At 68.0% G+C, this 17,368-nt stretch carries 19 protein-coding genes; 11 read left to right on the forward strand and 8 right to left on the reverse strand.

The features are described from left to right. Positions 1 to 22 precede the first annotated feature (22 nt). The 4 genes from BM417_RS38555 to BM417_RS38570 form a co-directional block, all read right to left on the reverse strand. Positions 23 to 730, reverse strand: a complete 708-nt coding sequence (locus BM417_RS38555; protein WP_093604757.1) for an anti-sigma factor family protein — start codon at positions 728 to 730, stop codon at positions 23 to 25. Beyond that, positions 727 to 1,278 (reverse strand): sigma-70 family RNA polymerase sigma factor, encoded by a 552-nt coding sequence (locus BM417_RS38560; protein WP_093604759.1) that lies wholly within the window; start codon positions 1,276 to 1,278, stop codon positions 727 to 729. The genes BM417_RS38555 and BM417_RS38560 overlap by 4 nt, the downstream gene beginning before the upstream one ends. A 124-nt stretch (positions 1,279 to 1,402) precedes the next feature. Next, entirely contained in the window at positions 1,403 to 2,338 is a 936-nt protein-coding gene (locus tag BM417_RS38565) for a DUF1996 domain-containing protein (RefSeq protein ID WP_245822554.1), read from the reverse strand. A gap of 58 nt (positions 2,339 to 2,396) precedes the next feature. Next, complete coding sequence (locus BM417_RS38570; RefSeq protein ID WP_093604945.1) at positions 2,397 to 3,044, reverse strand: GntR family transcriptional regulator; 648 nt, start codon at positions 3,042 to 3,044, stop codon at positions 2,397 to 2,399. 69 nt (positions 3,045 to 3,113) lie between these two features. Between BM417_RS38570 and BM417_RS38575 the strand changes: the two genes are divergently transcribed. Next, entirely contained in the window at positions 3,114 to 3,539 is a 426-nt protein-coding gene (locus BM417_RS38575) for a VOC family protein (protein WP_245822556.1), read from the forward strand. Between the two features lie 46 nt (positions 3,540 to 3,585). On the opposite strand, the gene BM417_RS38580 is transcribed toward BM417_RS38575, so the two are convergent. Beyond that, on the reverse strand, positions 3,586 to 4,134 hold the full coding sequence (locus tag BM417_RS38580) for a hypothetical protein (RefSeq protein WP_093604763.1): 549 nt from the start codon (positions 4,132 to 4,134) through the stop codon (positions 3,586 to 3,588). Positions 4,135 to 4,333: 199 nt separating this feature from the next. On the opposite strand from BM417_RS38580, the gene BM417_RS38585 reads away from it, so the two are divergent. From BM417_RS38585 to araD, 3 genes are read left to right on the forward strand one after another with little or no spacing between them, the layout of a single operon-like run. Then, complete coding sequence (locus tag BM417_RS38585) at positions 4,334 to 4,981, forward strand: GntR family transcriptional regulator (protein WP_245822558.1); 648 nt, start codon at positions 4,334 to 4,336, stop codon at positions 4,979 to 4,981. After that, entirely contained in the window at positions 4,968 to 5,873 is a 906-nt protein-coding gene (locus tag BM417_RS38590) for a dihydrodipicolinate synthase family protein (protein WP_093604765.1), read from the forward strand. Before BM417_RS38585 ends, BM417_RS38590 begins: the two co-directional genes overlap by 14 nt. Further along, positions 5,870 to 7,576 carry an L-arabinonate dehydratase gene (araD, locus tag BM417_RS38595; protein WP_218164698.1) on the forward strand — a complete coding sequence of 569 codons (1,707 nt, stop codon included), beginning with the start codon at positions 5,870 to 5,872 and terminating at the stop codon, positions 7,574 to 7,576. Before BM417_RS38590 ends, araD begins: the two co-directional genes overlap by 4 nt. Before the next feature lie 10 nt (positions 7,577 to 7,586). On the opposite strand, the gene BM417_RS38600 is transcribed toward araD, so the two are convergent. Next, the gene (locus tag BM417_RS38600) at positions 7,587 to 8,459 is read right to left on the reverse strand and encodes an alpha/beta hydrolase family protein (protein ID WP_093604769.1); all 873 of its coding nucleotides are present in this window, start codon (positions 8,457 to 8,459) and stop codon (positions 7,587 to 7,589) included. A 108-nt stretch (positions 8,460 to 8,567) separates the two neighbouring features. Here BM417_RS38600 and BM417_RS38605 point away from each other — a divergent pair, with 108 nt between their 5' ends. Further along, positions 8,568 to 9,131, forward strand: a complete 564-nt coding sequence (locus BM417_RS38605) for a TetR/AcrR family transcriptional regulator (protein WP_218164699.1) — start codon at positions 8,568 to 8,570, stop codon at positions 9,129 to 9,131. Here BM417_RS38605 and BM417_RS38610 read toward each other — a convergent pair. After that, positions 9,118 to 9,348, reverse strand: coding sequence for a hypothetical protein (locus BM417_RS38610; RefSeq protein ID WP_093604771.1), 231 nt, complete (start codon positions 9,346 to 9,348; stop codon positions 9,118 to 9,120). The genes BM417_RS38605 and BM417_RS38610 overlap by 14 nt on opposite strands. A gap of 245 nt (positions 9,349 to 9,593) precedes the next feature. Here BM417_RS38610 and BM417_RS38615 point away from each other — a divergent pair, with 245 nt between their 5' ends. Continuing rightward, positions 9,594 to 9,917 (forward strand): hypothetical protein, encoded by a 324-nt coding sequence (locus tag BM417_RS38615; RefSeq protein ID WP_143138989.1) that lies wholly within the window; start codon positions 9,594 to 9,596, stop codon positions 9,915 to 9,917. Positions 9,918 to 9,965: 48 nt separating this feature from the next. On the opposite strand, the gene BM417_RS38620 is transcribed toward BM417_RS38615, so the two are convergent. Continuing rightward, complete coding sequence (locus tag BM417_RS38620; RefSeq protein ID WP_245822563.1) at positions 9,966 to 12,032, reverse strand: PQQ-dependent sugar dehydrogenase; 2,067 nt, start codon at positions 12,030 to 12,032, stop codon at positions 9,966 to 9,968. 138 nt (positions 12,033 to 12,170) lie between these two features. Between BM417_RS38620 and BM417_RS38625 the strand changes: the two genes are divergently transcribed. Genes BM417_RS38625 through BM417_RS38645 form a run of 5 tightly spaced genes read left to right on the forward strand, consistent with a single transcriptional unit; the run spans position 12,171 to position 17,161 of the window. Then, positions 12,171 to 13,364, forward strand: a complete 1,194-nt coding sequence (locus BM417_RS38625) for an ABC transporter substrate-binding protein (RefSeq protein WP_245822565.1) — start codon at positions 12,171 to 12,173, stop codon at positions 13,362 to 13,364. Next, the gene (locus tag BM417_RS38630; protein ID WP_245822566.1) at positions 13,361 to 14,419 is read left to right on the forward strand and encodes an ABC transporter ATP-binding protein; all 1,059 of its coding nucleotides are present in this window, start codon (positions 13,361 to 13,363) and stop codon (positions 14,417 to 14,419) included. Before BM417_RS38625 ends, BM417_RS38630 begins: the two co-directional genes overlap by 4 nt. Then, positions 14,416 to 15,306 (forward strand): ABC transporter permease, encoded by an 891-nt coding sequence (locus BM417_RS38635; RefSeq protein ID WP_093604777.1) that lies wholly within the window; start codon positions 14,416 to 14,418, stop codon positions 15,304 to 15,306. Before BM417_RS38630 ends, BM417_RS38635 begins: the two co-directional genes overlap by 4 nt. Next, positions 15,303 to 16,127: an ABC transporter permease gene (locus BM417_RS38640; protein ID WP_093604779.1), complete on the forward strand. Its 825-nt coding sequence runs from the start codon at positions 15,303 to 15,305 to the stop codon at positions 16,125 to 16,127. Before BM417_RS38635 ends, BM417_RS38640 begins: the two co-directional genes overlap by 4 nt. A 50-nt stretch (positions 16,128 to 16,177) precedes the next feature. Then, on the forward strand, positions 16,178 to 17,161 hold the full coding sequence (locus tag BM417_RS38645) for a LacI family DNA-binding transcriptional regulator (protein ID WP_093604781.1): 984 nt from the start codon (positions 16,178 to 16,180) through the stop codon (positions 17,159 to 17,161). Positions 17,162 to 17,368: the final 207 nt, after the last annotated feature.

A 17,368-nucleotide genomic window follows, 5' to 3' on the forward strand; every position in this document is an offset into this window, starting at 1 on the left:
GGACGACCCCATTATCTGTCGGTCACGCCTGCACCGGCACCTCGACGAACTTCTTGCCCGCGAAGTTCTCGACCACCACGGACTGCACGTCCTTGGGGTCGACCAACGCGGAACCGTCCAGGTTCGTGCCCTCGGCGGCGCCCTTCTTGGACACCACCCAGGAGCCTGCCTCCTGGCGGCTGCCGTCCTTCGAAACCACGAAGATCCGGCACTTCTCGCCTTCGGGAATGCCGTTGATCGCCATGTTCGTGCGAACCCATCCGGCGGCGGGGACGACCTTCACCGTCATCGACGCCTTCGTCACCGGGTCCGTGAACGTGGCGAGCTTGGTGCCCGCCGGGTCCGGTGCCACCGTCGGTGTGGGAAGGGCCGAGTTCACTTCGGGTGAAGTGGCCTTACCGACGAAGACTCCGGCGCCCAGCACCAGCGCGGCCACGACAGCCGCAGCGGCACCAAGCGTGTACTGCCGACGGCGCGCGACGCCGCCTCGTTCCGAACGCACCTGGCGCAGGGTGCGCTGCAACAACAGATCGCCGCCCTCGGGCGGCCCGTCCAGCATGGCCTCCGGCGGCACCTCGCCGAGGAAGGCCTCCATGTCGCGGAGCTCTCCGAGTTCACGCGTGCATTCAGGGCAGGACGCCAGGTGCTCGTCCATCTCACGCACCTCCTGCTCGTCCAGTGCTCCTAGAACGTAAGCACCGAGCAGTTGCGGGTCGTGCTGCGTGGTCATCCGGCCACCCCCTTCAGTGCGACCTTCTGACCTCCGAAGGTCTCCCTCAAGGCTCGCAACGCGTAATACGATCTTGATTTCACCGTTCCCGGTGGCACCCCGAGCGCTGCCGCCGCCTCCGTCACGCTCCGGCCGCGGAAGTAGATCTCCATCAGCACGTCGCGGTGGTCGGAGGACAGCCTGTCGAGCGCTTCGAGCACCACCACCGAGTCGACGACCTGGTCAGCGTGGTCGCGTTCGATCGGTGGCGTCGTCGGGGACTCCGCCACCTCCTGAGGGCGCGCCGCCTTCGCACGCACCCTGTCGGTGACGATGTTGCGCGCCACCGTCAGCAACCAGCCGCGCACCGATCCCTTGCCGTTCACGAGGGCGTCGGGATGGCGCCACGCTCGGACCAGGGTCTCCTGGACCACGTCCTCGGCAGCCGCCCGATCGCCGGTCAACCGCGTCGCGTACGCCAGCAGCGCCCGACCGTGCTCCTCGTAGAGCGATCGGATCAGTGCCTCGTCGGCCGCGGTCTCCCGTTTGCGGGAGAACAAAGCCGCCATCCACCCACTCCTCCCCGCCCGCGAACACCTCTTGCGGGCGTCCTGTTCAAGACCTCAGCCGACACACGAGCGACAGAGAGCTTCGGTTCAACGGGTTTCAACCAAAAAATGGAATTGCCGGATGTTAGCGGGAACGGTTGAGGTGGCCGACCAGCTCCGCCATCTGCGCGTCCGGCATCACGTTGATGTACATCCCGTGGTCGGTCGCCGGGTCTCGCAACTCCTCGGAGAAACTGTCGATCGCGTACGGACGACCTGCTGGGACGTCGTAGCCCACGGTGACGTGCAGCCGCGGGATGGGGAACGTCTTGGCCGGGCACATCCCGCCGGCCAGCGGGAACACCACGTGGGTGCGGTGCGACGCGCTGTCGGTGTTGTTGCCGTCCCAGCAGCTGCCGAAGTCGAAGCTGCGCATGGTGGTCGCGTTGCCGCACAACGGGTACTTCGTCGTGTAGCGACCCGGCTGGTCCGAGCAGCCCCACCGGGCCCGCACGTTCGGGCCGTAGTCGTCGGTGAACGCCGACGGGTCGCCGGTGATCAGGCGCAGGAACCGCGGCATCGGCAGCACGGGGCTCACCGGGCTGCCGTCGTACCGGATCTCCACGCTCTTCGGCTTGAGCACCTCACCGGTGTTGCCGTGCAGGCCGCCGCCGTCCGCGTGCGCGTCGTGGCCGGTGCCGTCGGTCAGGCGCAGCACTGGCCAGTAGTAGGTCGAGAGGTCGTCCTTCTCGCACGTCGTGGACGCTGCCGCGAGAGAGTCGTCGGTCGACTTGGCGCCGGCCGACCTGTTGCCGACGTACTCGTGCGTGTGGTGCGCGCCGAACGGGATGCCTGGCGAGACAACGGGGTTGTCCGCGTTGAGGTGGCGTTCCTCGTTCGCACCGCACCGGATGACGACGTTCGGCGTCTTCGGTTCGGTGAGCACCTGGTCGAGCTCGCTGACGTACTGGTCAGCGGACGGCGCGCCGTTGGACGTGCCGTTGAGCAGGACCGCGGAGCCCGCGACGACGAGGACCGCGACCACCGCGACCGCGAAGGTCGCCGGTTTGTTCCGGGCCACGGTCACAGCCTGCCAACCCGTTCGGGCAAACCAAAGTGGCCAGTCTCATTTGGACCGGTCACCGCTGCTCCACGAGTTTCGCGTACGAACCGCGCAGATGTTCCTCTGCCACACGCCCTGCCTTCGCGGCGTCACCGGAGCGCAGGACCGCGACCAGACCGGCGTGTTCCGGAACGACGTTGTCCTGGTAGGAGGGGTCGCCGACGATCCGGGCGAGCAGGAACAGGTGGACCTGGCTGCGGATCGCCTGCCAGGCCTCCACGAGCCGCCGATGCCCCGTCGCCGCGTACACGGCGTCGTGGAACTCGATGTCGAGCGCGACCCGTTCGGCGTCCGTCCGGGCAAGTTTCATTGCCCCGACAACCGCGTCGAGAGCGTCGAAATTCCGGGCTTTGACCGCCGCCGTCCGCATCGCGAGGACGTCGAGCGCCGTGCGAAGCGTGTAGATCTCCTCGACGTCCTCCGGGTCCAGCGCGCGCACCCACGTGCCGCGGTGCCACTCGGACACGACGAGACCTTCGCCTTCGAGCAGCACGAGCCCTTCGCGCACCGAACCGCGGCTGACACCAAGCCGGCTCGCGAGCTCGACCTCCTTGAGCGCCGTGCCGGCGGCCAGTTCGCCGCTCAGGATCGCGTCTCTGATCCGGTCGGCGGCCTCCCCCGCGACACCTCTGCGTGCGACGGGCCGGACCGCGGGAAGGGACATGTCCAAATGTTGACATCGCGGAAACAGGAGGGTCAAATTCCTGGGTCGAGTGTGGAAGGAAGTCATCACGTGACCCAGACCATCCCTCGTTTCCACCTCGCGGTGCCCGTCACCGACCTGGGGAAGGCCCGCGCGTTCTACGGAGGCGTGCTCGGCTGCCCGGAAGGCCGGTCGAGCGACAGCTGGATCGACTGGAACCTCTTCGGCCATCAGTTCGTGACGCACCTGGTCGAAGGGCCAAGACCCGAGGCGGCGCACAACGCCGTCGACGGCCACGACGTGCCCGTGCCGCACTTCGGGGTGCTGCTCACCGTCGAGGCGTTCCTGCTGCTCGCGGACAAGCTTCAGGCGGCGGGCACGGAGTTCGCGATCGCGCCCTACCGCCGGTTCGCCGGGCAGCCCGGCGAGCAGTGGACCATGTTCTTCCGCGACCCGTCGGGGAACGCCCTCGAGGTGAAGGCGTTCGCCGACGACTCGCAGGTCTTCGCGACCTGAGTCCTGCTCCACGTCTCTACTGAGCGCCTTCCTATTGGGCGGCTCTCTACTGGGCGGTCACCAGCGGCAGGCGATCGTGGTTCACCACGCTGACCCCGGCGACGTCGCCCGCCCGCACCATCGCGGACCCGGCCAAGGTCACCTCACCGCCGTGCGCCCTCCACGAGCCGGCGGTGAAGGTTCGTCCGTCCTTCGTGTGCACGACCAGCCAGCAGGCTTCCCCGTCCTGCATCCCGTCGACCGTCGCGACCAGTTTCAGGCCACCCTCGGTGTCGGTGACCTGCACGGCCATGTGCGCGCCCGTCGACGAGGTCCCCTGCAAGAGCGCGTCGGCGGTGCCACCCACCCCCAGGCCCTGGCCCATCCAGACGCCCCCAGCGAGCACTCCGGCGACCACAAGGGTCGATGACAGGGCCGTGATGCGCCCACGGCGACGCACGGCCCGATGTCTCTCATCGCGGACCGTGCCCAGCGTGCGCTGAAGCAGGTGGTCCGCGTTCGGTGGAGGTCCGTCAAGCATGGCCTCCGGTGGCAGTTCTTCCATCAGCATGTCGTTCTCGTTCAACTCGTTGGTGCCCAGGACGTTCGGTGCCATGCGCTGGCGGACGCGGCAATGGACACGGTTACGCGGAACGATGCACTCAAATTTCTCCTTCTCCAGTCCCGCGCGCAGCGGTGACCAACACCTTCAAAACGAGCCGATGAGGAAGTTGGTTCAACGCAGATACAAGGACGTTGTGCAGCCCACACAAGACGGTTGACCTGGGTCTCCAGCAGCTCCTACGCTCTCATATATGATGTATGACCGGGCTGGAGCACTTCCGGCGTCCCGGACGGACTTCGTTCTGGAATCGATCAAAGAAGCGATTCTTTATGGAAAGCTGAAGCCCGGACAGGCGCTCGTCGAAACCGATCTCGCCGCGACGCTCAACGTCTCGAAGACGCCCGTGCGCGAGGCGCTCAAGACGCTCGCCGGATCGGGGCTCGTCGTGATGAGCCCGTACAAGGGGGCCACGGTCCGCGCGGTCGACGCCGCGATGGCCGCGTCCGTCTACGACGTGCGGATGCTGATGGAGCCCGAGGCGCTGCGCCGTTCCGTCGTGGCGGGGGCCGACTTCGGCGAGGCCCGATCGGCCTTGGACGACACCTCTGACCTGGCCCGACGCAGCCTGGCCAACCGCCGCTTCCACCGCGCGCTCTACGCCGGGTGCGGCAACCCGTTGATGGTCCAGATCCTCGACGGGCTGCGCGACCAGGCCGCGTTGATCACCGTCGCGGGCTGGGGCATCAGCCCGACCTGGGACGCCGAGGAGGCCGAGCACAGGGCGATCCTCGTCGCCGCCGAGGAGGGGTTCGGTGACGCCGCGGCCGACCTGCTCCGCCGCCACATCCAGACCTTCGCCGACCGAGTAGTCGAGGAGCTTCCCGATGTCGTTCGATGACCTCTCCGCACAGCTGGCGTCCGTCGTGGCGATCACCGTGACCCCGTTCGACGCGGACGGGGCGATCGACGAGAAGAACTACGCCGCGATCGTGGACCGGATGGTCGTGGGCGGTGTCTCGGTCGTGACGCCGAACGGCAACACGAGCGAGTTCTACACGTTGTCCTCCGCTGAGACCGAGCGCGCGCTGCAGATCACCGTGGACGCGGTCGGGGACCGTGCCGCGATCGTCGCCGGGGTCGGGCACGACCTGTCGTCCGCCGTCACCGCCGCCCGGTTCGCGGATCGGGCCGGCGCTCGGGGGATCATGATCCACCAGCCGGTGCACCCGTACGTCTCGCTGGACGGGTGGGTCGACTACCACCGGGCGATCGCTTCCTCGGTGCCCGAGCTGAGCGTGATCCTCTACGTGCGGAACCCGCGGATCGGCGGCGCGCAGATCGCCGCTCTGGCGGACGCGTGCCCGAACGTCGTCGGCGTGAAGTACGCGGTGCCGGATCCGGTGCGGTTCGCGTCGGTCGCGCGGGATGCCGGGCTGGAGCGGCTGACGTGGGTCGCCGGGCTGGCCGAGCTGTCGGCGCCGGGGTACTTCGCGGTCGGGGCCTCCGGGTTCACGTCGGGCCTGGCGAACGTGGCGCCGCAGTTGTCGGTGCAGATGTTCCGTTGTCTGCAGGCTGGTGAGTTCGGTGCGGCGATGGAGTTCTGGGAGTTCATCCGGAAGTTCGAGGAGATGCGGGCCGCTTCGGAGTCGGCGAACAACGTGTCCGTGGTGAAGGAAGCGTTGGCACAGCTCGGCTTGTGCCGTCGGGACGTGCGGCCGCCTGCTTCGGTTCTGTCGGAGGCTGATCGTTCGGCCGTGGGCGTGCTGCTGAACTCGTGGAGCTTGCTGTGACCTTGCGGAGCGCTGCGTGGTTCGAGGGTGAGGGGTTGCGGGCGTTCTCGCACAACGCCCGCATGCGGCAGCTCGGCCTGAACCCGGCCGAGCACCTCGGCAAGCCGGTCATCGCGATCCTGAACACGTGGAGCGGCATCAACCCGTGCCACATGCACCTGCGCGAACGGGCTCAGCAGGTCGAGCGCGGGGTGTGGGAGGCGGGCGGCTATCCGTTGGAGTTCCCGGTCTCCACGTTGTCGGAGACGTATCAGAAGCCGACTCCGATGATGTACCGGAACATGTTGTCGATGGAGACCGAGGAGATCCTCCGCTCCTACCCAGTCGACGGCTGCGTGCTGATGGGCGGCTGTGACAAGACGACTCCCGCGTTGCTGATGGGGGCGGCTTCCGCTGGGCTGCCCACGGTCTTCGTGCCGGCCGGGCCGATGCTGCGCGGGAACTGGCGGGGCGAGAAGCTCGCGTCCGGCACGGACATGTGGCGGTTCTGGGACGAGAAACGAGCGGGCACGATCTCGTCTGCTGACTGGGCCGAGATCCAGTCCGGGCTGGCCCGCTCCCCCGGCACGTGCATGACGATGGGCACGGCCTCGACGATGACGGCCGCCGCGGAGGCGCTGGGACTGACCTTGCCCGGGGCGTCGTCGATTCCGGCCGTCGACTCGGCGCACTACCGGATGGCGGCCGCGTCCGGAATGCGCGTGGTCGAGATGGTGCGCGAGGGGCTGACCATCGACGACGTGGTGTCGGCGGAGGCCTACGAGGACGCGATTCGGACCGTGCTGGCGCTGGGCGGGTCCACGAACTCGTACATCCACCTGATCGCGATGGCAGGGCGGTCGGGGATCCCGTTGTCGCTGGACGACTTCGACCGGTTGTCGCGCGAGGTGCCGGTGCTGGCCTCGGTGCAGCCCGCCGGCGAGCACCTGATGGAGGACTTCTACTACGCGGGCGGGCTGCGCGGGTTGCTGTCGCGGTTGCGGGAGTCGTTGCACCTCAAGCGGATCACGGTGACCGGGCGGACGTTCGGCGAGGACCTCGAAGGAGCCGAGGTGTACGACTCCGCGGTGATCCGCCCGGTCGACGATCCGATTTCGTTCGAAGGTGGGCTGGCTGTGCTGCGCGGCAATCTGGCTCCCGACGGCGCGGTGATCAAGTACGTGGCGGCTGATCCCGCGTTGTGGAGGCACACCGGGCCCGCCGTGGTCTTCCACGGCTACAAGGACTTGCAGGCACGGATCAACTCACCGTCGTTGGACGTCACGAAGGACTCGGTGATCGTGCTGGCCGGTGGCGGTCCCAAGGGCGGGCCCGGCATGCCGGAATACGGGATGCTGCCCATCCCGGACAAGCTGCTGCGCGAGGGTGTCCGGGACATGGTGCGCGTGTCGGACGCGCGGATGAGCGGAACTTCTTATGGCGCATGCGTTCTGCACGTGGCACCAGAGGCGCACATCGGCGGGCCGCTGGCGTTGGTGCGGGACGGCGACCTCGTGACGCTGGACGTCGAGGCGCGGGTGTTGCGCGTGGAGATCTCCGACGAGGAGATGGCGCGTCGCCGGGACGCGTGGACGGCGCCACCGCCGAAGTTCGAACGCGGGTACGGCGCCTTGTACTACGAGCACATCACGCAGGCCAACGAGGGCTGCGACTTCGAGTTCCTGTCACGCCCCGGTACGAACCCGGAGCCCAACGCCCACTAGGTCCTGGGTCCTATTTGGACTCGATGCTGCCCTGATCGGTGGCCACGTCCTGCCAGTCGGTGGTGCCGAGCAGCTGACCGCGCAGGTAGGCCGTGGTGAGCTGCTGCACGGCCGCGACCCGTTCGGGGCTCTCGTCCGTGGTCTCGGCGACGTCGTACCCGGAGACGCCGCCGAACCCGTGCTCCGCGCCGAACAACGTGAGCAGGTCCTTCGGGCCGGGCGCGAGGTGGAACGGGTCGGCGTGCCAGTCCGGGCCCATCGTGGTCAGGTGCTCGGAGGCGTCCGCGTCACCGGCGACCACGAGCGCGGGCGTGGTCATCTCGCTGAAGTCCGCGTCCTGCATGAAGGAGTAGTGCTCCTTCACCACGTCGGTGACCGCGTCGCCGCGGCCGGTCGAACCGAGCAGCACGCCCGCCTTGACGCGGTCGTCCTTCAGACTCACGCCCTCGGTCCTCATGCCCAGCAGCAGGCTCGCGGTGTGGCCTCCCATCGAGTGGCCGACGACGGCGATCTTGGTGCGGTCCCAGCGGTTCTGCAGTTGCGGCACGGCCTTCTCGATCTCGTCGAGCCGGTCGATGACGTGCGACATGTCCTCCGCGCGTGAACGCCAGAACATGGGCGCGCCGGGCGTGGTGTCGGGCAGGTTCAGGGACCTGCTGCTCAGGTGCGTGGGCTGCAGGACGACGAAGCCCTGCTCGGCCCAGTGGTTCGCCAGCGGCGCGTAGCCGTTCAGCGAGGACAGGTGGTTCGAGTAGCCCTGCCCGTGCGACAGCAGCAGGATCGGCAGGCCGACGCCCTCGGTGGGCGCGGACACCTTCAGCTGCAGGTCAACGGGCCTGCCGGGGATGTCGAGAACGACAGGGCTCACCGTGAAGACGGTCATGGGGTTCCCTTCGAGTACAGTCCACTCAAGCGGAGCGACGTTCCGGAACGATACGGAGCACTGTTCCGCTTTGTCAACCGTGCGAGTTCGAGTCCGGGAGGGCGCGCCGTGCCACCACGCAAGCGGGCCGACGCCGTGCGCAACGAGCAGACGCTGCTCACGGCGGCGGCCGAGGTGTTCGTCAGGTCCGGCGTCGACGCGCCGATCCGCGAGATCGCGGCCGAGGCCGGCGTCGGCATGGGCACGATCTACCGCCACTTCCCCACCCGCGCGGACCTCGTCGTGGCCGTCTACCGGCACCAGGTCGAGGCGTGCGCGGAAGCGGGACCCACCCTTCTGTCCACTTCGGACTCCGCCTTCGCGGCTCTGCGGGCGTGGATCGACCTGTTCGTGGACTTCCTGGTGACCAAGCACGGACTCGCGAACGCGTTGCAGTCGGACAGCAGCGGGTTCGAGTCGCTGCACGCGTACTTCCTGGACCGGCTCGGACCGGTGTGCGAGTCGTTGCTCTCGGCGGCGGCCGAGGCAGGCGAGATCCGGGACGACGTGCGGCCGTTCGAGCTGATGCGCGGCATCGGCAACCTGTGCATCGGGCGGGACGACGACCCGCGCTACGACCCGCGGCGGTTGATCTCGTTGCTGCTGAACGGGCTGACGGTCAGAAGATCTTGACGATGCGGTCGATGCCGTCCTCGTCGCGCACCACGAGCTCCCTGCCTTCGCGCATCTGCGCCTCCAGGAACTCGTAGAGCTGCACGGCGCGGTTGACGATGTCGACCTTCTTCATGCCGGTGCGCGCCTGAAGCTTGCCCAGCGCGGCGACCGAGTCCGCGATCAACGCGACGTTGACGCGCTCGACGACGGCCGGCTTGCCCTGCTCGGTTCCCATGCACCCATGGTCGCACATGTCCGGCAGCTTTTTGACACAGAAAATGTGGCGAATCGGTTGCGGAACCCTGGCAGGGCGGCGCTATGCTGACGGCGGACCGTAACGCCACGCGCTTCCCAGTGGTCTAGGGGGACGACCACCAGGGTCGCGTGACGAGGTGTTCGTGGCGAACGCCGACACGGTCCCCCGGACGCCGCGCTCAAATCGGGCGCAACGGTTGGTGCCGGGTTGCAAGGAGAACACTTGTGAACACAGGTGTTGTGACTCCGGACCTGGGCGAGCCGGAGCCGAACGACGAGCCTGGCGACACGGCACAGCTGCGCATCGAGTTCGACGACAAAGCCGTGGACGTGAGAGGACCGTCGGGCCGGTTGCACGAGCTGACCGACTCGATGTCGCTGACCGTCGCCACCATCGGTGGCACGGCCGGGCCGACGCTGGCGTTGGGAGCACTTCCCGACGGAACGCCCGCGTGGGCGACAGGGGCCGTGGTCGGCGCGCAGCTGGTGTTCCTGGCGTACGTGGTCACGACGATCTTCGTGCGCCGGCGGCGGACCCGGTCCGCCTGACGACGATGAGGGGCACTCCGCGCGGAGTGCCCCTCAAGGCGTCTAACGCTAGTTCAGCGCCACCTTCAACAGCTTGGTGGAGCTGTTGCCCGCCGTGGAGTCCTTGTCCCCGTTGGACGTCGTGACCCACAGCGACCCGTCCGGCGCGGGCTCCGGGGTGCGGAGCCGGCCGTAGGTGCCCTGGAAGTGCGACGTCGTGGTGCCGACCGACGAACCGCTGATCTGCATGCGGTACAGGCGTTCGCCGCGCAACGCCGCCAGGAACAGCACGTCGTTCACGATCGCGAGGCCCGAGGGCGAGGCCGAGCCGACCGAGAAGGTCTTCTTCGGTGCCACGTAACCGCCGCAGGAGCCCGACGTTCCCTCACAGGACGGCCAGCCGTAGTTGCCGCCCTTCTGGAGCAGGTTGACCTCGTCCATGTTCGAGTTGCCGAGCTCCGCCTGCCACATGCGGCCCTGCGAGTCCGTGGCGAGGCCCTGGACGTTGCGGTGGCCGTAGGTCCAGACGTAGCGGGCGTTGCCGCCCTCGCTGAAGAACGGGTTGTCCGACGGCGCGGAGCCGTCCGGGTTCAGGCGCAGCACCTTGCCACCCAGGTTCTGCTTGTTCTGGGCGTTCGCGCCGTTCTGGCCGTCGCCGGTGCCCGCGTAGAGCTTCCCGTCGGCGCCGAAGCGCAGGCGGCCGCCGTTGTGGAACTTGTTGCGCGGGATGCCGGTCAGCAACGTCGTCCAGCCCGTCAGGGCGTTGCCCTCGATCTTCGCGCGCACGATCCGGTTGTCGCCGGAAGCCGTGTGGTAGACGTAGATCAGGCCGTCCGAGGCGAACGTCGGGGACAGCTCGATGCCGAGCAGGCCGCCCTCGCCGTTGGTGCCGGAGACGCCGGGAACCTTGCCCAGCGTGGTCTTCTGACCGGAAGGCGTGATGCGCACGATGTCCTGCGCGTCGCGGCGCGAGTAGACGCCGTCGCCGTTGGGCAGGAACGCGAGGCCCCACGGCACGTCGTTGTCGGTCGCGATCTGCGTGACGGCGCCGACCTGGTCACCGCCGGACTTGGTGCGCGCGGTCAGTTCGTTCGACGCGGGCGAGGCGTTGCCGACGGCGTCGAAGGCCTTGACGGTGAACCTGTAGTCGGTGCTCGCCTTGAGGCCGCCGATCGTGGCCGACGTCGAGGTCGAGTCACCGATCTTCGCGCCCGCGCTGTAGACCTCGTAGCGCGTCACGCCGATGTTGTCGGTCGACGCGTCCCACGCCAGTGACACCGAGTTCGCGGTCTGTGCCGGGGAACGCAGGTTCTTCGGCGCGGTCGGCGGGATCGGGTCGTCCTGGGCGGGCGGGGTCTTGAACTCCGCCGTGTTGGAGGCCTGCGAGATGTTGCCGGCCGCGTCCTTCGCGTTGACGTAGAAGCCGTACGTGGTGTTCGGCTTCAGGTCCGTCATCGTGGTGGACGTGCCGGGCACGGACTTCACGAACTGGCCCAGGTTGTAGATCTCGTACGACGTCACCGCGACGTTGTCCGTCGACGGCTCCCACGTCAGCTTCGCCGAGTCCGGCTTGACGTCCGAGGCGACGAGGTTCGCGGGCGCGGACGGCGGTTCACCGTCGACCGGGCCGGTGTTGCCGAAGACCTGGAACTCCTGCAGGGAGTAGCCGTACGACGTGCCGGTGCGGCAGCGCGTGGTGCCGTACACGCGGACGTAGCGGCCGCGGCCGGCGACCGTCAGGTCCTCGACGCCGCCCTTGCCGTCGGCGGTGGTGTGGATCGGCGTCCACGTGGAGTCGTTGTCCGAGGTCTCGACCCGGTACGCCTTGGCGCACGAGAGGTCCCACTGGAGCCGGACCCTGCTGATGGTCGCGGACGCGCCGAGGTCGACGCGGATCCAGGCCGGGTCGGTGTTCGACTTGCTGGCCCAGCGCGTCGCCGAGTTGCCGTCGACGGCGTTGCGAGGCGCGTAGTTCGCGCCACCGGATGCCGACTCGGTCGCCGGTTTTCCTTGGGACAGCAGGACATCCGCGGCGGCGGCTGGGGGCGCGGCGGAAACGAGCGAACTCACCGCCACTGTGAGCGCGGTGGCCAGGATGCCGGTTCTCGCCGGCAACCGCCGTGAACGGGGTGCCACAGGAGCCTCCCACTTTCGTTGGGAACGGGTTGTGCGGCGGCGGCATTGCGTTCGACCCGGCGGCGGGTGTACGAGTGTTACAGAAAAACCGTAAACGTTTTCGCGCGCCAGGTCCAGAGTCAGTTAGGGAGCCACGAGATGCGCTGGACAATGAAGTTACGGCTCGTCATCCCCGCCCTCTTGCTCGTCACGGCGTGTGGTGCGCCGGAGGCCCCACAGGCGCAGGACGCGCCCTCGTCCGTCCCCGACAAGCCGTCGAAGCCGGTCGAGCTGAACGTGCTCGACGTGGCCGGCAACCTGCAGCTCACGCAGGGCATGATCGACGAGTTCGTGAAGACACACCCCGATTTCGTGTCGAAGGTGAACGCCACCAAGGCGACGGCGCCGGACATGCCGGGCAAGCTGAAGGCCGAGCAGAACTCGGGCACCTCGCAGACCCATCTGGTGCTTACCGGAACGGACGGCCTGGCGAGCGTCATCGAGCAGAAACTCGTGCACACCCTGCTCCCCGAATATTCGGCGAAGCTGCCGAAGCTCGAGGACGTGTACCTTCCGGCCGCCAACGAGATGCAGAAACTGGCGCAGAACCAGGGCGTCGCGATCACCTACTACCCGGCGGGGCCACTGCTCGAGTACGACCCCGCGAAGGTGCCCGCCGCACCGTCGTCTCCCGCCGAACTGCTGGAGTGGGCGAAGGCGCACCCCGGCAAGTTCCAGTACGCGCGGCCCGCGAACTCGGGCCCCGGCAGGACGTTCCTCATGGGACTGCCGTACCTGCTGGGAGACAAGGACCCCAAGGACCCGGAGAACGGCTGGGACAAGACCTGGGCGTACCTGAAGGAACTCGGCCAGTACGTCGACAACTACCCCGGCGGCACGACCGACGTGATGAAGAACCTGGCGAACGGCACGTCGTGGATGGTCGCCTCGACGACCGGCTGGGACATCAACCCTCGCGTGCTCGGTTCGGTGCCGGAGGGCATGAAGATCGCGACGTTCAAGGGCTTCCACTGGGTCACCGACGCGCACTACGCCGTGGTGCCCAAGGGCGTCTCGGCGGACGTGCTGTCGGCGAACCTGGCGCTGATCAAGTTCATGCTGGAGCCTCAGCAGCAGGCCAAGGCCTACGACAAGGGCTACTTCTACCCCGGCCCGGCGGTCAAGGGCGTCACGCTGGACATGGCGCCGAAGGAGTCGCAGGAGGCCATCGCGAAGTTCGGCCGCGCCGAGTACGACAAGCTGATCGAGGAGAACCCGAAGGAGCAGTCGCTGCCGGCCACCCAGCAGGTGAAGGCGTTCCAGCGGTGGGACCGAGAGATCGGCAAGAAGTGACCGGCCACCGCTTCGCGGAGCTGCACCTGGACCACGTGCGGCGGGCGTTCGGTGACACCGTTGCCCTGCAAGGCATGGATCTGACGATCAAGGGCGGCGAGTTCGTCGCCCTGCTCGGCCCGTCCGGGTGCGGGAAGTCGACGGCGCTGAACTGCCTGGCTGGCCTGCTGCCGCTCACCGGCGGGCGGATCACGCTGGACGGCAAGCGGATCGACGACCTGCCGCCGGAGAAACGCGGGTTCGGGATGGTGTTCCAGAACTACGCGCTGTTCCCGCACATGTCGGTGCGGCGCAACATCGCGTTCGGGCTGTCCATGCGCAGGACGCCCAAGGCCGAACTGCACCGGCGTGTGGACGAGGCCGTGCGACTCGTGCAGCTGGAGGAGCACCAGCACAAGTTCCCGGCCCAGCTCAGCGGCGGGCAGCAGCAACGGGTGGCGATCGCCCGCGCGATCGTGCTGGAGCCGCCGCTGGTGCTGATGGACGAACCACTGTCCAATCTGGACGCGGCGCTGCGGCTGGAGATGCGCACGGAGATCCGGCGGCTGCACCAGTCACTCGGGCTCACCACCGTCTACGTCACGCACGACCAGGAGGAGGCGCTGGCCCTCGCCGACCGTCTCGTGGTCCTTCGGCTGGGCGAGGTGCAGCAGGTCGGGTCGCCGGAGGAGGTCTACGCGCACCCGGTGAACCGGTACGTGGCCGGGTTCATGGGCTACCGCAACATGATCCCGGTGACCGTCACCTCCCAGGACGGCGAACGCACGACCGTCCACACTGGAGACGACGTGAAGCTCGTCGGGATCAAACGGGAAGAGCTCGGGCCGGAGGCCGTGGCGGCGGTGCGGCCCGAGGACTTCGCGGTGGTCGGTGAATCCGGCGAGAACACGCTCGAAGCGGTGGTCGAGATCGTCGAGTACCACGGGCGTGAGCAGGCGGTGGAGGCGCGGCTGCGCGACGGTTCGCCGTTGCACGTCCGCACCAACTCCCGGCTGGCGCCCGGCGACACGATCATGCTGAAGGTGCCGGTCGAACGCGTGCTGGTGTTCTCATGACGGCGGTGCTCGAGCGGGCGTCGCTGCGGCACCGGCTCGCCGAGAAGGGCGTCGACCGCGTGCTGTGGCTGCTGGTGCCGGGCGCGGTCTTCGTGGTGCTGCTGTTCGTCTACCCGTTCCTGTACGGGTTGCAGCTGTCGTTCCAGCCCAAGGGCGGCGGCAGCCCGTTCCAGAACTACATCACCTTCTTCTCGGACCCCTACCTGGCGGAGACCGTCTGGATCACGCTGCGGCTCGGGCTGCCCGCAGCGTTGTTCAACGTGCTGGCGTCCATCCCGATCGCGTTCCGGATGCGCGGGCGGTTCCGGGGCAAGCGGGCGCTCACGACGGTGCTGGTCGTCCCGATCACCCTCGGCACCGTGCTGACGGCGGAGGGGCTGCTCGCGTTCTTCGGGCCGGCCGGGTGGTTCAACCGCATCTGGATGGCGTTGGGAGCGGACGAACCGGCGAAGCTCACCCACAACTACTGGGGCGTGCTGTTCAGCCTGATCATCACCGGGTTCCCGTTCGCGTTCCTGCTGACGCTGTCGTACCTGTCCGGCATCGACCCGACGCTGGAACAGGCCGCGGCGACGCTGGGGGCCTCGCGCAGGCAGCGGTTCCGCACGATCACCATGCCGCTGCTGGCACCAGGGCTCGCCGTCACGTTCTGCCTGTCGTTCGTGCTGGCGTTCAGCGTGTTCCCGAGTGCGGTCATGGTCGGCGACCCGGTCGGCGAGACGCACGTGATGTCGATCGCCGCGTACGAGACGGCGTTGCGGGACAACGACTTCGCGCTGGGATCGGCGATCGCGATGCTGATGGCGCTGGTGATGCTGATCGTGATCGGCGTGGTGCTGATCTGGCGCACGACCCTGTACCGCGGCGCGACGGGAGGCAAGGGATGAAGCTCACTGCTCGCCCTGTTGTATGGCTGACGTGGGGCGCTCTGGCGTTTTTCCTGCTCAACCTCGCGGGGATCGTCGGCGCGGTGGTCACGAACTCGTTCGCGGAGACGTGGTTCGGCACCTGGCTTCCCGACGGGTACACGGGAAAGTGGTACGGCGAGGCGTGGCGGGACTACCGGCTGCTGGACGTGCTGGTCGTGACGTTCCAGGTCGCTCTAACGGTCGTGGCGATCTCCGTCCTCATCGGAGTTCCTACGGCCTACGCGCTGGCGCGACGCAACTTCCCCGGCAAGAAGCTGCTCAACGTGCTGTTCCTGCTGCCGATCCTGATGCCGCCGATGACGTACGGCATCCCGCTCGCGACGGTGCTCTACAAGTTCCAGCTGGCGGGCAGCATGGCCGGGGTGATCGCGGCGAACCTCGTACCGGCCGTGCCGTTCGTCGTGCTGACGATGACGCCGTTCATCGAGCAGATCGACACGAAGATCGAGTCGGCGGCGCGGATGTGCGGCGCCTCGACGTTCGCGATCTTCACCCGCGTGCTGGCGCCGTTGCTCGTGCCGGGCGTCCTCGCGGCGTCGATCCTGGTGCTGGTGAGGACGGTGGGCATGTTCGAGCTGACGTTCCTCACGGCGGGCCCGACCAGCCAGACCCTGGTCGTGTCGCTGTACGAGGCGATGTCGTCGGCGGGCATCCGGCCACAGCAGATGGTCGACTCGATGGCCGTGATCTACACGGGGTCGATGTTGGTGTTACTGGTGATCGCGCTTAGGTTTGTGAACCCGACCCAGCTCGTGACCAGACTCAAGGACCCTTCTTGATGCCTGACCCGTCATGATTGTTTCAACCGGCAGTTGAGGGTGAGGTATCTGTGGCAGTCACCATCCGCGACGTGGCTCGCAGGGCGCACGTATCGGTAGCCACCGTTTCGCGTGCGCTGACGTCTCCTGAGCTCGTGCGCCCGGAGACCAGATCACGCGTGCTGGCTGCCGCGACCGAGCTCGGCTACCAGCCCAACAGGGCGGCGCGCGGGCTCATCACGGGCAAGACGGGCAACATCGGCATCGTCGTGCCCGACCTCGACAACCCGTTCTTCACGGGCGTGCTCAAGGCCGTGCAGGCGCGGGCGATGCAGGCCGACTACGCGGTGTTCGTGGCGGACAGCGACGAGGACCCGGTCGCCGAGGCGAAGCTCGTGCACGCGATGGCGAAGCAGGTCGACGGCGTCGTGCTGTGCGCCCCGGGCCTGGAGGACTCGCAGGTCTACGAGGTGGCCGGCGCGACGTCGCTGGTGCTGCTGAACCGGCGCCTGCCGGGCGTGCCCGCCGCGTTGATGGACTCGGCGGGCGGCATGCACGCCATCATCGACCACCTCGTCGCATTGGGACACCACCGGATCGCTTACCTCAACGGGCCTCGCACGTCATGGTCCAACCAGGAGCGTCGCCGCGGGCTGATGAAGGCGGTCGCCCAGCACAAGGTGGACCTGGTCGACCTCGGCCCGTTCGCGCCGCGCTACGAGGGCGGCCTGCAGGCGGCTGATCTGGCCGTGGCGGCCGACACGACGGCGATCGTGGCCTACAACGACATCATGGCGCTGGGCGTGCTGGCACGGCTGCGTGATCGCGGCATCTCCGTGCCTGGTGACGTGTCGGTCACCGGGTTCGACGATCTCACGTACGCCGCGCTGTGCTCGCCCGCGTTGACAACGGTGGCAATGCCTGTGGCGCAGGCCGGCCGCACCGCCGTGAACCTCCTGCTCGACTGGCTGGACTCGGACAACACCGAGGTGCCGCAGATCGTGGCCGAGACGCAACTGATCGTGCGCGGCACGACCACACCGCCGCGGAAGTGAAAGTGCCGTGACCCGAAACGGGCCACGGCACTGGAAATGCAAGGCGGCCCCGGCTGGGCGTCTGGGGGGAGTACGCCTTGAGCCGGGGCCGCGAAGCGGCTGGGCCCGAGGGGGGAGGGGGCCTAGCGCCGCTTGGTGTCCCACTCTGCCCTGAGCGGAAGAATTCCGCCAGGGTGGATGTACCTGTTTTTGGATTTCTCGTACGTA

This window comes from Lentzea waywayandensis, from assembly GCF_900115955.1.
GTDB lineage: Bacteria > Actinomycetota > Actinomycetes > Mycobacteriales > Pseudonocardiaceae > Lentzea > Lentzea waywayandensis.

Bases quoted from the DNA above. Each gene is read 5' to 3' on its own strand.
- BM417_RS38555 (WP_093604757.1), bottom strand. From the start codon at position 730: ATGACCACGCAGCACGACCCGCAACTGCTCGGTGCTTACGTTCTAGGA.
- BM417_RS38560 (WP_093604759.1), bottom strand. From the start codon at position 1,278: ATGGCGGCTTTGTTCTCCCGCAAACGGGAGACCGCGGCCGACGAGGCA.
- BM417_RS38570 (WP_093604945.1), bottom strand. From the start codon at position 3,044: ATGTCCCTTCCCGCGGTCCGGCCCGTCGCACGCAGAGGTGTCGCGGGG.
- BM417_RS38580 (WP_093604763.1), bottom strand. From the start codon at position 4,134: ATGGCACCGAACGTCCTGGGCACCAACGAGTTGAACGAGAACGACATG.
- BM417_RS38585 (WP_245822558.1), top strand. From the start codon at position 4,334: ATGATGTATGACCGGGCTGGAGCACTTCCGGCGTCCCGGACGGACTTC.
- BM417_RS38590 (WP_093604765.1), top strand. From the start codon at position 4,968: ATGTCGTTCGATGACCTCTCCGCACAGCTGGCGTCCGTCGTGGCGATC.
- BM417_RS38600 (WP_093604769.1), bottom strand. From the start codon at position 8,459: ATGACCGTCTTCACGGTGAGCCCTGTCGTTCTCGACATCCCCGGCAGG.
- BM417_RS38610 (WP_093604771.1), bottom strand. From the start codon at position 9,348: ATGGGAACCGAGCAGGGCAAGCCGGCCGTCGTCGAGCGCGTCAACGTC.
- BM417_RS38625 (WP_245822565.1), top strand. From the start codon at position 12,171: ATGCGCTGGACAATGAAGTTACGGCTCGTCATCCCCGCCCTCTTGCTC.
- BM417_RS38635 (WP_093604777.1), top strand. From the start codon at position 14,416: ATGACGGCGGTGCTCGAGCGGGCGTCGCTGCGGCACCGGCTCGCCGAG.
- BM417_RS38640 (WP_093604779.1), top strand. From the start codon at position 15,303: ATGAAGCTCACTGCTCGCCCTGTTGTATGGCTGACGTGGGGCGCTCTG.